The organism is Arthrobacter sp. B6 (assembly GCF_001663775.1).
GTDB lineage: Bacteria > Actinomycetota > Actinomycetes > Actinomycetales > Micrococcaceae > Arthrobacter.
Map to the genome: position 1 here is coordinate 2837912 of NZ_KV467168.1, position 13367 is coordinate 2851278.

The window sequence follows — 13367 nt, forward strand, 5'->3', positions numbered from 1 at the left end:
GCCTCGTTCAGGCGTTCCACCACCCGTAAAAGCCCGAACCGTCAGTAGCCGGTTGATGCCGTCCTGATCATTTCGCCGGCGGGGTTCGCCAGGTACCAGACGTCGTTCACACCCTGCCCCAGGATGTCGCCCGGGTTTTTGTCCTGCACGTAGTAGTACAGCGGCAGTCCGTTCAGGGTCACCTGCTTCGCACCGTCCGGCGTCGTGATGGTGCCCAGGGTTCCGCTGACTCCCTCTGCGGACGGCGCTGCGGCTGTGGTGAGGACCGGCGGCCACATCCCCAGGCACGCGCCCGTGCAGGCGCTGGTGCCGGAATCCTTGACGTCATTGGTAAAGAAATAGACGCTCATGCCGTTGGCGTCCACCACGATGTTGCCGGCGCTGGAGGATGCGGTCTTGAGGTCGACGGCGGCTGCCGCGGTTGGTGAGCCGCCGGTCGGCGCTGCGGTTGTGGCTGCCGGACTGGTGGCTGCCGGGCTGGTGACTGCGGCACTGGTGCCGGTGGTTCCCGGGCTGCCCCCGCACCCTGCCAGGGCGGCCATAAGGGCCAATGCGGCAAGACCGGTACCCAGATGCTGTTTCATGGGAATGCTCCTCGGCTGGGGCCCGGCGTCGGATCACCGGACGCTAACCGGTACGACGCGCCAGGGTGAAGAATGGTTCAAAGGACTTCTACCCGTTTTGGCGTCGCTGCCGGCCATGAACCATTTACGGACAGCGCACGTCGTATCAGCCGAACCGGCAGGTGTATCAGGACAGGAGGCTCCGGCATGCCCCTCGACGAGGACGTGGTGGCCGCGATCTACCGCGACCACGGCACGGCTTTGCGCCGCTTTGTCCTCAGCGCCTCCCGTGACCCGCAACTGGCCGAGGACGTGGTTCAGGAAACCGTGCTGCGGGTCTGGCAGCAGGCTCCGGAAATCACCGGCAGCCTCCGCAGCTACTTGTTCCGGACGGCGCGGAACATCATGATCGACAACTACCGCAAGGCCCAGCGGCGGCCCGCCGAAGCCCTGGAACGCGACCTCGCCGATCCCGCGGACGCAGTGGAACGTGTGGACGAGCTCCTCAACCGCGTCCTGATGGAGGAGGCGCTGCTCCGCCTCAGCAGTGAACACCGGGACGTCCTGGTGGCCCTGCACTACCGGCGGTTCACCGTCAACGAGGCGTCGGTGCAGCTGAACATCCCCAGCGGAACGGTAAAATCCCGCGCCTTCTACGCGGTCCGTGCCCTGCGCACCATCCTGGACGAAATGGGGGTGGAGCGGTGAACGCCTCCGATCCCCACCACCTGCTTGGGGCCTACCTGATCGGGGGCCTGGACGCCGCCGATTCGCAGCGCTTCGAGGCCCACCTTGAGGTTTGCGCGGACTGCCGGGCGGACCTCGCCGAACTGGAAAGCCTGCCCGCTTTGCTGGATGTGGTCCCGGTTCCGGACGCCGTGGCGCTCACGGCGGCCCACCGCATACCCGTGCAGACGGAGCCTGCCGCATCCCCGCCCCGCGCTGTCCTGGACGAACTGGCCACCCGCCGTCGGACATCACGACGGCGGTGGGCGGCGCTGGTGGGCGCAGTGGCCGCCGCGTGCCTCGCCCTGGGCCTGGCCGCGGGGCCGGTCCTGAACCGGCCTCCGCAGCCGGACGCCAGCTACTCGGTCCAGTCCGGTGACGGCCTGCGCCTCAGCGTGGACCTGGCCCGCAAGACCTGGGGGACCGAAGTGGCCGTGAACGGCAGCAGCATGCCGCTGGACGGGACGCTCTCGCTGTGGGTCCGGGACCGCGACGGCGGCGAGGACCGGGCATGTGCCTGGACGGCCACGCCGAGCGGCAGGGTCCGGGTCACCGGCGCCACACCGGTTCAGCTTGCCAGCATTGCCAGTGTTGAACTGCGGGACGGAACCCAGCACGCCGTTGCCGTGATCACGGTGCCGTAGCGGGTCTGCCTAAACCAGGCGACCAGGGCGAGCCGGGGGATTCCTTGCCGAAAGGGCGTGGAATTCGGCCACCAGCTCCTGGTCCTCGCAGGCCCGGGCGAACGCGTCGATCCGTTTGTTGATCTCCTTGCCCAGGAGCCAGGTGCCCATCCTCTCGGCCAGAGGTCGCAGCCACGCGGGGCGGCAGGAGAAGGTGTACTTCCAGACGGCCCGGGTGCCGCCGTCGTCCGGGGTGAAACGCCAGCCGCCGCCGAATTTTTCGAAGAACCACGGACCGGACACCATGGTCATCCCCACGTTTTTGGGCGGGGCGAAGGAGACGTACTCGCTCACCATGACCAGGCCCATCCGGGAGACCGTCCGCGTCCGGACCCCTTTTCCGGGGGCGGTGGCGCCGTCAAGCCATCCCTGAGCGGAGATGAACGGATCCCATTTCAGCCGGAAGTCGCCGGTGGTCTGGGAGAAGGCGAAGGCTGTCTCCGGATCGAGGCGGATGAGGCGTTCGGCGTGTACCTGGGGCATGCCTCCACCCTAGCCCGGTCGGGCCGGAGCAGCCTCCCTGCCGGAAGCCGCCCCACGCGGTTCTGCCGGGGCGGTTTCTGCCGGGGCGGCAACGGCGTTACTGGGTCATTTTGGCCAGGCGCGCCCGGACCACCATGTAGACGCCGTAGCAGATCAGCCCGGCGCCTACTGCGGCGAGGAGGTAGATGCCGAAGGGTTGGTCCCGCAGAGCCTTGAGTCCGCCGTCGAGGCCGGTGGATTCCTCCGGGGACGCACGGAGGGTGGCGATGGCGATCAGCAGGCCAGTCAGGAACAGGACGGTTCCCTTGGCAACATACCCCGCCACGCCCAGCACCTTAACAGCCGTGCGTGCCTTGGGATCTGCCGGCATCTTGAGGTGCTTTTCGAAGGACTTCTTGACACCGCGGATGCCATAGATCACTCCGGTGACGGCGATTCCCACTCCCACCAGGACCAGGAGTGCCACGCCCCCGGGTGCCTTCATCACAGTGACGGTCAGGTCAGTCGCGGACTGCTGGTTGTCGCCGCCGGAGCCGGTTCCCATAGCAAAGGAGGCAAGCGTCAGCGCCAGGCCGGCGAACACCAGCGCCTGTGCCGCGGCCTTGAGTTTCTTTCCCACCTTTTCCTTGGTGGGCAGGCGGCCGTAGTCGAAGATCGCGTCGCTGGCCTGCCAGATGGCCAACGCCGCGCACGCCGCGAAGCTGCCCCACAACAGGAAGGGCCCGGCAGGCTGGCTGGCGAGCTCCGCCACGGCACCGCTGAAATCGGCGCTTCCACTTCCGCCCGAGGCCAGCCGGATGGCGATGAGGCCTACCAGGATGTGCAGGACACCGCTGGCTGCAAACCCGGCCCTGGCAAGCAGCTCGAATGTGCGTGAATTAGTGACGCCCTCCGCCGCATCTGCGGCTTGCCTTAGTTCTTTTTTGATGGCCGTTCCTTTGTGCAAGCGCCCAGGGAGCGCAAATGTGCGTGCCCCCACCACAAGGCCAATCGTGCCACGGGTTGCCGCTCCCGAACAGCCCGGCGGCGATGGGGAGTGATGCCCATCGCCGCGTCAGGGATGCTGTGCAACGATATGGTCCATGCAGGCCTTGAACTGCGCAACTTCTTTGGGGGAGCCACCATGACCTTTTACGGCGCTGATGTCAGCGAGCTTCGGGAGCTGGCCAAAGCGGTGGACAAGGCGGCCCTGTTGCTCAGCAGCAGGGCAACGTCACTGCAGAACCAGATCCAGGCCGCCACCTGGAAAGGTGCTGACGGTGAACACTTCCGCCAAGACTGGACCAGCAGCCACCGCCCCAGCCTGGAACGCGTGGTGACCAGCCTCCGGGAGAACTCGAGAATCCTGCTGCAGCACGCTGACGAGCAGGAAAAGGCGTCAGGCGGCTCAACAGGGGGCGGTGCCGGTGGCAGCACCTGGGACAAGTTCCAGGCCCTTGTGAACCAGGCAAAGGACTGGCTGAAGGAGCAGGCGGAGAAGGCAGCCGAACTGGCCGCCCACCGCAAGGAGCTTGAGCAGGGTCTGGACAAGATGCTGGACGCAAGCCCGGAAGAGCAGGCGACGTGGTGGGCCGGCCTGTCCGCTGAAGACCGGAAATACCTGATCGAAGGCGAAGGGGAGGACGGCCCCTTCGCCGAGGACCTCATGCGGATGGACGGGGGCATCCCGGAGTCCGCCCAGGAGCAGGCCAGACAGCACCTGCAGGAACTCGCCAAGGAAGACATTCCTGTCTATACGGAGTCGGGCAAGGCCTCCATCGACGCGAGGGTTGCGTGGGTCCACGGTGGAGCCGAGGTGGGCACGCAGGTGATTGAGAACGCTGACGGTTCCGCCACCATGAAGGTGTACGGAAACATGGGGCTGGGCGTCAACGACACCACCGGGACGGCCGGGGTCACGCTCAGCGGCGAGGTCTCCCGCGAGTACACCTTCGCCAGCGTGGAGGAGGCCATGGCCGCCCGGGAACAGATGTACAGGGACCTCCCGCCGGACAGCGTGGGCGAAATCAAGGACGTGGCCGGCAATCCGCCGGGCTACATCCTGGACACCATCAACGATGCAGCCGGCGATAACGGCTCAACCGGCCAGACGGACAAGGCCAAGGGAACGCTGTCGCTGGAAGCCGAGGGCGATTCCGGTCCCGCATCAGGCTCGGCCAAGCTGGATCTTGCCTACGAACGGAACCTGACGGACGGTACTGCCACCGCCACCGGTGAAGTGTCAGCCCAGGGCAAACTGGACCTTGACGGGCGCGTGTTTGAAGCGTCGGGCAAGGGCGGACTGGAAGTAAACCTGGACAGGGGCAGCAACATCGACTCTGTCTCCATCTCCCTGGAGGGCACGGTGGCTGAAGGCGTCACGGCCGGCGGCGACGTAAAAGCTGCCAAGGTCGAGTCCACCGTGACTGCCGGCATGCAGGGCACCGTGAAGATCAACGTGGATTACTCCGCCGAGAACAAGGCTGTGATCGACAGCTACATGAGGAATGTGGCGTCGGGCAACGACGTCGCAGCGGCCTCCGACGCCGCCAGGCTGTACGAGGCCGGCTCCGCCACAGTACAGGTCAACACCGTAGTGACGGCGTCCAACCAAGCCGGGTTTGACGTCAAGCTGGGCGAGGTGGAGGTCAAGACCGAGAACAAGGCCACTACCAATGTGTCCACGTACTATAAGGTCCCCAACGACACGAAGCTCGAAAGGCTCTGACGCGGGTGCCCGTTACTGGTGCCGGCCAAGCCAAGACTTTCTGCTGAAGGAGCAATAATGTCAGTCCACATCGAATCGCCGCTCGGCTTTACCGCCGACTTCCCTGAGCACACACAGGTCCTCGAAGACTCGTCGGCCGGTCCCAACAGCGAACAGTACGGACTGCTTGGCGATGTTTTGGTCACCGTCATCAAGGACGACACGTCCGTTCAGGACGCGCCGCAGGCCAACGGCTGGGCGCACCTGATGTCCGAGTTCTACCTGGAAGAGCGCAGCGGGACCCTGATCACCGAAGGTGAACTGAACCTTCCGGGCAGGTCCGCGTACGCCGTCCTGGTGGGCTACACGGACGCCCGGGGTTCGGCGAAGGTGGCCGCCACCGTGGGCATCTGGGAAGAGAGCAGGTTCATCGGTGTCGTGGTCATCTGGCCCTACGTCAATCCGGAGATCGAACCGCGCGTGGACCTCCTGAAGGAGATCGTCTCCTCCATCCGGCCGGCCTGACGCGGGTTGTCCGTCAGGTGCTGCCCATTACGGCCTGCCAGCTTGAAGGCTGGTGTCTAAAGGCGGCGGTAACAGAGGTCGAAGATCAGCCGGCCAGCCTCGTGGGCCTTGGCCTCGAAGCTGGTGCGGATCCTGCCTTCGAAGCGCGGGGCCCAGCCGCCGGTTTCATCGATGCCCTCGTTGGGGCCGGTGTGCTCGGTGCTCACCGGTGCACGGCCCTCACGGACCGGTGCGCCGCCCACCAGCGACTCGACGCCGGACTGCCACACCTGCGTCAGGGGACTCTCCGGCCCACGGCGCTGGCCGGTGTGCAGGTTCTCAAAAGCCGCCGAACCCGCCAGGACGTCGCGGACGTGGACGGCGTAGTTGGACCAGTCCGTGGCAATCCGCCAGAGACCGCCCGGCTTGAGCGCCCGGGCGGCGAGGTCTGCGAATTCCGGCTGGATCAGGCGGCGCTTGTGATGCCGGGATTTATGCCACGGGTCCGGGAAGAACACCCACAGTTCGGTGACGGAGCCGGCGGGCAGCATGGTGGCCAGCACCTCCGGGGCGTTGGCCTCGACCACACGGACGTTCTTAAGTCCGCGGCTGTTGATCTTGATGATGGTGTTGGCCAGGCCGGGCGTGTAAACCTCGACGGCCAGGAAGTCAGTGTCCGGGTTCTGCTCGGCGGCGTGGCAGATGGCGTCGCCCAGGCCGGAGCCGATCTCCACCACCAGGGGCGCCAGGCGCCCAAACTCTGCTTCGGCGTCGAACGTGTAATCGGGATGCACCGACGTATTCGCCACGTGCCGGGGCACATCCACGGCCCAACGCCCGGCATGTTCTTCCCAGGCGGCCTGGCGGCGGCCCTGCAGCCGGGTTCCGCGCCGAACAAAGCTGACCGGCCTGCCGCCGTAGGTGCCGAATGACGCCTGCGTGCCGGGTGTCACCGGCCGCGGAACATGCGGAGACTGGGGGGTTTCTGGGGTTTCGCTCATCCCTTCCAGAATAGAGGAGATCGGTGCGCCGCCTGTTCCAGCAGAGTCCTTCGGAACTGGCATGCGTCTCGGTGGAGGAGCTGGCATAGGCCTCGGGCCAAAGCGTCACCAGCCCTGGAGGATCACCAGACCAAGCGTAAAGACCACGCCGTCAACGCACAGGGCGGCAACGGCTGCCCGGCGGCTCTTCGATCCTGCACGCGTGCCCCATAACGCGGCAATGGCCAGCCCCACAGACGCAAGGCCGGAAAGAACCGGCAGGCTCAAAATGACCAGTGGTGTATACCGATAGACGTACATGGGTGCTGCGAGGTAGTAGGACGCTGCGGTGAAAAGTGCAGCCACCGGGAGGGTGCCGCCGAGGCTAAGTGGCGCCGCTATAGCGAACATCAGGCTCGCGACGCCACACTTGGCCGCTCGGGCAGCCCCGGCGCCAGGTGACGGTGAAGGCTGCATCTGCGGCGGGGACGGCCCCTCCGGCGGTGGGACGTGCTGTGGAGCGTTCATGTTTTCCAATCGTTGCAGGGACCCGCGGAACGTCTCCAGCCTAGGAAAACCGCCCTATTCCCAACCAGAGCCGAAGCTCATATGTGGATAAGTCCGCCCAACGGTGAAGCCGGACCGCACCCTGACACAATGGGTCGCGTGACTCCAGCCAAGCCCGCCGACGGACCGGACCTCCTGGTTGACGCCGAGATCGACGACGTTCCCGCGGCGCCTCGCACGACGCTTCCGGGCGGCCCCGGCAGCCGCCGCGCGCTGGCCAGGTCTGACGCCGGTCTGCCCGGCTGGGCCGTCGTGGCACTGACAACCGTTCCCGTCACCCTCCTGGGCGTATTTGCGCCGCTCGCGCCCGTCCTGGGGCGCAGGTTTGGGTAGCAGCAGATGTCGTTTTGGGCGCCCATAAGAACATCTGCTGCTACCCAGTTGGGGAGGCGGGACGCTTAGCTGCCGCGCCGGCTGACAGCAGGGTCCCAAACACGGGCGCCCGTGCCGCCGTCGCCCAGGCTGTCCTCCGGGTTCTGCAGCCGGCACGCTTTCAGGCTCAGGCAGCCACAGCCGATGCAGCCGTCGAGGTCACTCCGGAGGTGCTCCAGCGCCTCAATCCGGGCGTCCAGTTCCGCGCGCCACAGCCTTGACAGCCGCGACCAGTCCCGTTTAGTGGGTGTACGCCCTTCCGGCAGGGAGTCCAGGGCGCTGCGGATGTCCTTCAGCGGGATGCCCACCCGCTGGGACACCCGGATGAACGCCACCCGGCGGAGCGCGTCCCGGCGGTACCGCCTTTGGTTTCCGGAGGTGCGCTCGGACGAAATAAGCCCGTTGCGTTCGTAGAAATGAAGGGCCGACGGCGCCACTCCGCTCCGGTCGGACAACTCGCCGATGCTGAGGGCATGGTGCGCCCCTGCCGCCACCTGTGGCATGCTTCCCCCTGTTGGATCAACGGTGTTCCGGGCCGGGGATCCGGCCCTTCCGCAACCCGGCCGCCCGCCTTGACCTCAACCTTAGTTGAGGTCCTAGGTTAGCGTCCATGACTTCTGATCAGGCCGTTACCGTGCGCGATTCCACCCTCCCAGCCACCGACCCCGCCGCCGGGATCCTGCAGCGTCCCTACCTGTGGGTGACCATCGGCGCGTGCGCCCTGGTGTTCCTGGCAGCATTCGAATCATTGGCGGTGACCACCATCATGCCGGTAGTCAGCCGCGACCTGGACGGAGCCAGCCTGTACGCGCTGGCCTTCGCCGGGCCGCTGGCCACCGGCGTGATCGGCATGGTGGCGGCGGGGAACTGGTCGGACCGGCGCGGCCCGACCGCCGCGCTGTACGCCTCCGTGGCGCTGTTCGTTGTGGGCCTACTGATCGCGGGCACCGCGGCGTCCATGCCCGCGCTGGTGGCCGGCCGCCTGGTGCAGGGCCTCGGCGGCGGAGCCATGACCGTTGCCCTCTACGTGGTGGTGGCCAGGGTCTACCCTGCCGTCCTGCACCCGAAAATTTTCGCAGCGTTTGCCGCCGCATGGGTGATCCCGTCGCTGGTGGGTCCTTTCGCGGCCGGCATCGTGGCGCAGCTCCTGAGCTGGCACTGGGTGTTCCTGGGCGTGGTGGGACTGGTGGTTCCCGCCCTGGTGATGATCGCTCCGGTGCTCCGCGGCGTCGACCGGCAACCCCGGGAAGCAGCAACCCCGCCGTGGGCGGTGGGCCGCCTCGCCTGGGCTGCGCTCGCCGCACTGGCTGTCCTGGGGCTGAACCTGTCCGCGGAGGTCCGGGTCGCCGCCATCCCCGCCGCGCCCGCGATCCTGGCGGTGGCCGCCGTCGCGGTCGCCATGGTGGCCGTCCGCCCGCTGGTGCCGCGCGGAACCCTGACTGCCCGCCGTGGCCTGCCGAGCGTGATCCTCACCCGCGGCCTCGCGTCGGCTGCGTTCTTCGGCGCCGAGGTGTACCTGCCCTACCTCCTGATTGAGCAGTACGCGTTCTCGCCCACCTTCGCCGGCCTCACCCTCACGGGCGGCGCACTGGCATGGGCCGCCGCCTCCGCCATCCAGGGCCGCCTCGGCACCCGGCTGGACCACCGCAAAGCGGTGCGCATCGGCTCGGTGCTAGTGCTTGCGGCCATCAGCCTGGCCTTGGCCACCACGGCACTCAACTGGCCTGCCGCCGTCGCGATTTCAGGCTGGATTTTCGCCGGCGGCGGCATGGGTCTGCTGTACCCGCGGCTGAGCGTGATGACACTGGCGCTGTCCACCAAGGACAACCAGGGCTTCAATAGCTCGGCCATGTCCATCTCCGACTCGCTGGGCGGCGCGCTGGCGCTGGCCGCCACGGGCATCGTGTTCGCGGCATTTACGACGACGGCGGGATCGTTCACGGGCGTCTTCGCCCTCGCCGCCGTCCTCGCCGCGGCCGGTGTCGCCGTGGCCCCGCGGGTTTCGCGGTAGCCCCCCGGAGTTTTTGTCCAGATAATGCCGCTATTGCCCCGGCAAAGTCGCGTTATCTGGACAAAAACTCGGATGTAATGGTCAGTAGTCCGGGCGGGGGAGGACGTTGAAGTAGAGGTGGGTGACGCCGTCGCCCTCGATCACGCGGGTCCGTTCCAGTTTCACCGGCGCGGCATTCAGGTGATCGAAGAAGCGGATGCCGGAGCCCAGCAGCCAGGGCGCCAGGTTGACGCGGATCTCGGCGAGGAGGCCGGCGTCGATCGCCTGCCGGATGACGTCCGGGCCGGCGAGGCCAACGTCCTTGTCCCCGGCGAGCTTTTGGGCTTCCGCCGCAGCCTCCTGGAAGCCGCTGGTGATGAACGTGTACGGCACGCCCTCGCGCGGCCAGCCGTCCGGGACGGAGTGGCTGAGCACCACAACGGGGCAATTGATGGGATGCTGCCCGTCCCAGCCGTGGGTGATGTCGAAGACGCGGCGCCCCACCAGGAGCGCGCCCGCGGTGGACGTGGTCCGCCGGAGATGCTCAGCGCTGGCTTCCGTGACGTGCCAGGTCATGTCAGGCCTGGCCGTGGGAACCTCCACCGGGCCGTTGTCATACCAGTCGAACAGTCCGCCGATGGAGTCGTCCGGCAGGGCGATGAACCCGTCCAGCGACATGGTCATTTCTGCGATGAGCCTTGCCATGGTGCAGTCCTCCCTGTGGGGTTAGGCCAGGAAAAGTGCGGGTCAGGACAGCCGGGTGGCCCGGAGCACAGTATCGCCGATGACGGCTTCGCGGCCGTCGGGGCCAGCAACCACCCGCTCCCGGATGGTGTTCACCTCCACCTGCCATTCCGAAGAGTCCAGGCCGAGTTCCTGCACCAGCTGCGCAGGGGTGTAGAACATCTCCGGTGAGGTGTGGTTTCCCCACGGTGGCAGCTGGTGCGGATGGTGGCCCACGATCAGCAGTGTGCCGCCAGGCTTGACGGCGGCTGCGGCCGCCCGCAGCGGACCCTGCCACGCCAGTTGCGGTGAATGCAGGAACTGGGAGGACACGAGGTCGTACGTTCCCGCGGGTTCCCATTCCTCAAGGTCGCACTGTTCCCAGTGGATGCGGCTGGGAATTTCGCCCGGTCCTTGGGCGTGCACGCTCTCGCGCTCCAGTGCGGCCTTCTCATGCGCGGCGGCGCGTTCCAGTGCGACGGCGGAAACGTCGACGGCGGTGACGGTCCAGCCCTGCTGGGCGAGCCAGATGGCGTCGGCCCCTTCGCCGCAGCCCAGGTCCAGGGCCCTGCCCGGCCGCAGCCCGCCTCCTTCGCGGACCAGCTGCGGGTTGGGCTTGCCGCTCCAGAGCTTCGGCTTGCTGCGGTACCTTTCGTCCCAGGATTCTGCGGCACTTTGGGGCGGTTCGTCACTGAGCCGGGTGCCGCCGTCGTCCGATTTGTGGTGGTGGTCTTCGCCCTGTTGCGTCATGCCTCAAGCGTGCTCCTGGAGGGCGCCCGATGGCAACGCCCCTCATCCGCTGTCCACCCCCAACTGGGTAGCAGCAGATGTTCTTATGAGCGCTCGTAGCGACATCTGCTGCTACCCAGTTGGGGCGGGCGCAGAGGGCCGACGGCGGGGCGGAGCGCAGCGGGGTGCTAGACTGGTGGAACTTGATGTGCAGTGATGCCCGGGTTTCCCTTCATTTAGGGACTGGGCTTTTTTCATGTGAGAGGCACATCCTGCGTCGATGAACGCGTTCCATTTGGTCCCGGCCGTCGCTTTGAATAAGCGGCAGCAGGCTGGTTGATCACCTGACTTTTCTTCGGCGAACCCCTGAGCCAACCGGCGTCGGGGGCCGATATCCGCACGGATACCGCCTGAAAGACCTTTGACTACATGACTACTTTCGCTGCCCTCGGCACGCCCAAAGCACTCGCCGAGACCCTCACCGCACAGGGAATCGTTGAACCGTTCCCCATCCAGGTGAAGACCCTCCCGGACACCCTGGCCGGACGCGACGTCCTGGGCCGTGGCCGCACCGGCTCCGGCAAGACCATTGCCTTTGCCATCCCGCTTGTAGCACGACTCGCTGAGCGGGAAGCCAAGCACTTCCGCAAGCCGGGCCGCCCCATGGGCCTGGTCCTCGCACCGACCCGCGAGCTGGCCACCCAGATCAACGCCACCATCGAGCCGATGGCCAAGGCCATGGGCCTGAACACCACCGTGATCTACGGCGGAATCTCCCAGGCACGCCAGGAAAAGGCGCTGCGCGCCGGCGTCGACATTGTCATCGCCTGCCCGGGCCGCCTGGAGGACCTGATCCGCCAGCGCATCCTGACCCTCGAAGCCGTTGAGGTCACCGTCCTGGACGAGGCCGACCACATGGCCGACCTCGGCTTCCTGCCGGTCGTGAAGAAGCTCATGGACATGACCCCCAGCCAGGGCCAGCGCCTGCTCTTCTCCGCCACCCTGGACAACGGCGTGGACAAGATCGTCCAGCGTTACCTGTCCAACCCGCTGACCCATTCCGTGGACGATCCGCAGGCCGCGGTGACCACCATGGAACACCACGTGCTGGTGGTTAACGACCAGACCGTCAAGAAGCAGCTGATTGTTGAGCTCGCCTCCGGCGCCGGTCGCCGCGTGCTCTTCATGCGCACCAAGCACCACGCCCGCAAGCTGGCCAAAACGCTGACCGACGCCGGGATCCCCGCCGTCGACCTGCACGGCAACCTTTCGCAGAACGCCCGTGACCGCAACCTGGCAGAGTTCTCCTCCGGTGACGTCCGCGTCCTGGTGGCCACCGACGTCGCAGCCCGCGGCGTCCACGTGGACGACGTCGAACTGGTGATCCACGTGGACCCGCCCACCGAGCACAAGGCTTACCTCCACCGCTCCGGCCGTACGGCCCGTGCGGGTTCTGACGGAACCGTTGTCACGCTGACCCTCCCGGAGCAGCAGAGCGACGTGAAGAAGCTGATGAAGGCTGCCGGAGTCGAGGTCAACTTCGAGCGCGTCACCGCCAACTCCCCGCTGGTTGCTGAGCTCGTTGGCGAAATGGCAGACAAGATCGATCCGCGCACCCGCGCTGCACTGCTGGCCACCAAAGCCAAGCAGCAGGGCGGCGGCACCTCCACCGGTGCCAACGCCGAACGCAAGCGGGCACGCCGCCAGGCCGCACCCACCACGGGTGGCCGCGGCGGACGTGGCGGACGCGGACGGGTCTCGGCTGAGGCTCCCCGCACCGACCTGCCCCGTGCCGAGCGCCGCGCCGTGGCCTACGAAGGCCAGGCCGCTGCCCGCAACGCCGCAGACCGCGTCATCGAGCAGAACGAAGACCGCGCCATCGCCGCAGCCGCTGCACGCCGCAACGCCCGTGGCCGTGGTACTGCAGCCTCCACGCACCGCAACGACGTCCCCGCGGCAGGTGGCCGTGCATCGGCTGGCCGCGGCTCGGACGGTCGTCCGGATTCGCGTGTCACCCGCAGCGATGCCCCCCGTGGTGGCACCGGTCGTCCGGCTTCCTCCGGCGGACAGCGTGGCGGACGCCCGGCAACGGGCCAGCGCGCCGCAGCCGGTGCCGGTGCCCGCACGGGTGGCGGACAGCGCTCGGCAGGTGCCAGTGCAACGGGCGGCAACAAGGCCGTCTGGTCCTCCAACACCGGTGGAACGTCCGGCGGATCCTACGCCGGCAACGGCGGCAGTGGTCGGTCGAGCGATGGCCGTCCGGCGCGCAGCGGCCCCCGCCGCGCGTCAGCACCGGCGTCGAACGAACGCCGCGGCCGCTAGGGGTACGGTTCTTCGCTACGCAGAATGCCGGGCGCTACG

14 protein-coding genes and 1 pseudogene are annotated in these 13367 nt (G+C 67.3%); 7 read left to right on the forward strand and 8 right to left on the reverse strand.

Annotated elements, in window-relative coordinates:
- Positions 1 to 41: 41 nt before the first annotated feature.
- Positions 42 to 584, reverse strand: coding sequence for a COG4315 family predicted lipoprotein (locus AU175_RS12555; protein WP_066289304.1), 543 nt, complete (start codon positions 582 to 584; stop codon positions 42 to 44).
- A 186-nt stretch (positions 585 to 770) separates the two neighbouring features.
- Here AU175_RS12555 and AU175_RS12560 point away from each other — a divergent pair, with 186 nt between their 5' ends.
- Positions 771 to 1271 (forward strand): sigma-70 family RNA polymerase sigma factor, encoded by a 501-nt coding sequence (locus tag AU175_RS12560; RefSeq protein WP_066289311.1) that lies wholly within the window; start codon positions 771 to 773, stop codon positions 1269 to 1271.
- Positions 1268 to 1933, forward strand: coding sequence for an anti-sigma factor family protein (locus AU175_RS12565; RefSeq protein WP_066289313.1), 666 nt, complete (start codon positions 1268 to 1270; stop codon positions 1931 to 1933). Before AU175_RS12560 ends, AU175_RS12565 begins: the two co-directional genes overlap by 4 nt.
- Before the next feature lie 9 nt (positions 1934 to 1942).
- Here AU175_RS12565 and AU175_RS12570 read toward each other — a convergent pair whose 3' ends face one another.
- Together AU175_RS12570 and AU175_RS12575 are read right to left on the reverse strand one after the other, a co-directional pair.
- On the reverse strand, positions 1943 to 2455 hold the full coding sequence (locus AU175_RS12570; RefSeq protein WP_066289315.1) for a type II toxin-antitoxin system RatA family toxin: 513 nt from the start codon (positions 2453 to 2455) through the stop codon (positions 1943 to 1945).
- Between the two features lie 97 nt (positions 2456 to 2552).
- The gene (locus AU175_RS12575) at positions 2553 to 3401 is read right to left on the reverse strand and encodes a DUF1206 domain-containing protein (protein ID WP_066289317.1); all 849 of its coding nucleotides are present in this window, start codon (positions 3399 to 3401) and stop codon (positions 2553 to 2555) included.
- Positions 3402 to 3494: 93 nt separating this feature from the next.
- On the opposite strand from AU175_RS12575, the gene AU175_RS12580 reads away from it, so the two are divergent.
- Together AU175_RS12580 and AU175_RS12585 are read left to right on the forward strand one after the other, a co-directional pair.
- The gene (locus AU175_RS12580; RefSeq protein WP_231938543.1) at positions 3495 to 5162 is read left to right on the forward strand and encodes a hypothetical protein; all 1668 of its coding nucleotides are present in this window, start codon (positions 3495 to 3497) and stop codon (positions 5160 to 5162) included.
- Positions 5163 to 5219: 57 nt separating this feature from the next.
- Positions 5220 to 5666, forward strand: coding sequence for a hypothetical protein (locus AU175_RS12585; protein WP_066289320.1), 447 nt, complete (start codon positions 5220 to 5222; stop codon positions 5664 to 5666).
- A gap of 56 nt (positions 5667 to 5722) precedes the next feature.
- Here the strand turns inward: AU175_RS12585 and trmB are convergent, their stop codons facing one another.
- Together trmB and AU175_RS12595 are read right to left on the reverse strand one after the other, a co-directional pair.
- Positions 5723 to 6646, reverse strand: coding sequence for a tRNA (guanosine(46)-N7)-methyltransferase TrmB (gene trmB / locus AU175_RS12590; RefSeq protein ID WP_066289322.1), 924 nt, complete (start codon positions 6644 to 6646; stop codon positions 5723 to 5725).
- Between the two features lie 105 nt (positions 6647 to 6751).
- Entirely contained in the window at positions 6752 to 7153 is a 402-nt protein-coding gene (locus AU175_RS12595; protein WP_156642296.1) for a hypothetical protein, read from the reverse strand.
- A 129-nt stretch (positions 7154 to 7282) separates the two neighbouring features.
- Here AU175_RS12595 and AU175_RS12600 point away from each other — a divergent pair.
- Positions 7283 to 7522, forward strand: a pseudogene (locus AU175_RS12600) (MFS transporter); the annotation flags it as partial.
- 68 nt (positions 7523 to 7590) lie between these two features.
- Here AU175_RS12600 and soxR read toward each other — a convergent pair.
- On the reverse strand, positions 7591 to 8067 hold the full coding sequence (soxR, locus tag AU175_RS12605; RefSeq protein WP_066289329.1) for a redox-sensitive transcriptional activator SoxR: 477 nt from the start codon (positions 8065 to 8067) through the stop codon (positions 7591 to 7593).
- A gap of 107 nt (positions 8068 to 8174) precedes the next feature.
- Between soxR and AU175_RS12610 the strand changes: the two genes are divergently transcribed.
- Positions 8175 to 9575 (forward strand): MFS transporter, encoded by a 1401-nt coding sequence (locus tag AU175_RS12610; RefSeq protein WP_066289333.1) that lies wholly within the window; start codon positions 8175 to 8177, stop codon positions 9573 to 9575.
- A gap of 81 nt (positions 9576 to 9656) precedes the next feature.
- Here AU175_RS12610 and AU175_RS12615 read toward each other — a convergent pair whose 3' ends face one another.
- Positions 9657 to 10259 (reverse strand): dihydrofolate reductase family protein, encoded by a 603-nt coding sequence (locus AU175_RS12615; protein ID WP_066289336.1) that lies wholly within the window; start codon positions 10257 to 10259, stop codon positions 9657 to 9659.
- A 42-nt stretch (positions 10260 to 10301) separates the two neighbouring features.
- Positions 10302 to 11027 (reverse strand): class I SAM-dependent methyltransferase, encoded by a 726-nt coding sequence (locus tag AU175_RS12620; protein WP_066289338.1) that lies wholly within the window; start codon positions 11025 to 11027, stop codon positions 10302 to 10304.
- A 408-nt stretch (positions 11028 to 11435) separates the two neighbouring features.
- On the opposite strand from AU175_RS12620, the gene AU175_RS12625 reads away from it, so the two are divergent.
- Positions 11436 to 13328, forward strand: coding sequence for a DEAD/DEAH box helicase (locus AU175_RS12625; RefSeq protein WP_066289339.1), 1893 nt, complete (start codon positions 11436 to 11438; stop codon positions 13326 to 13328).
- Positions 13329 to 13367 lie beyond the last annotated feature (39 nt).

Excerpts from the sequence above, each read along its gene's own strand:
- AU175_RS12625 (WP_066289339.1), top strand. The coding sequence starts at position 11,436 with ATGACTACTTTCGCTGCCCTCGGCACGCCCAAAGCACTCGCCGAGACC.
- AU175_RS12585 (WP_066289320.1), top strand. The coding sequence starts at position 5,220 with ATGTCAGTCCACATCGAATCGCCGCTCGGCTTTACCGCCGACTTCCCT.
- AU175_RS12595 (WP_156642296.1), bottom strand. The coding sequence starts at position 7,153 with ATGAACGCTCCACAGCACGTCCCACCGCCGGAGGGGCCGTCCCCGCCG.
- AU175_RS12560 (WP_066289311.1), top strand. The coding sequence starts at position 771 with ATGCCCCTCGACGAGGACGTGGTGGCCGCGATCTACCGCGACCACGGC.
- AU175_RS12615 (WP_066289336.1), bottom strand. The coding sequence starts at position 10,259 with ATGGCAAGGCTCATCGCAGAAATGACCATGTCGCTGGACGGGTTCATC.
- AU175_RS12610 (WP_066289333.1), top strand. The coding sequence starts at position 8,175 with ATGACTTCTGATCAGGCCGTTACCGTGCGCGATTCCACCCTCCCAGCC.
- AU175_RS12555 (WP_066289304.1), bottom strand. The coding sequence starts at position 584 with ATGAAACAGCATCTGGGTACCGGTCTTGCCGCATTGGCCCTTATGGCC.
- AU175_RS12570 (WP_066289315.1), bottom strand. The coding sequence starts at position 2,455 with ATGCCCCAGGTACACGCCGAACGCCTCATCCGCCTCGATCCGGAGACA.
- AU175_RS12580 (WP_231938543.1), top strand. The coding sequence starts at position 3,495 with ATGCCCATCGCCGCGTCAGGGATGCTGTGCAACGATATGGTCCATGCA.
- AU175_RS12620 (WP_066289338.1), bottom strand. The coding sequence starts at position 11,027 with ATGACGCAACAGGGCGAAGACCACCACCACAAATCGGACGACGGCGGC.
- trmB (WP_066289322.1), bottom strand. The coding sequence starts at position 6,646 with ATGAGCGAAACCCCAGAAACCCCCCAGTCTCCGCATGTTCCGCGGCCG.
- soxR (WP_066289329.1), bottom strand. The coding sequence starts at position 8,067 with ATGCCACAGGTGGCGGCAGGGGCGCACCATGCCCTCAGCATCGGCGAG.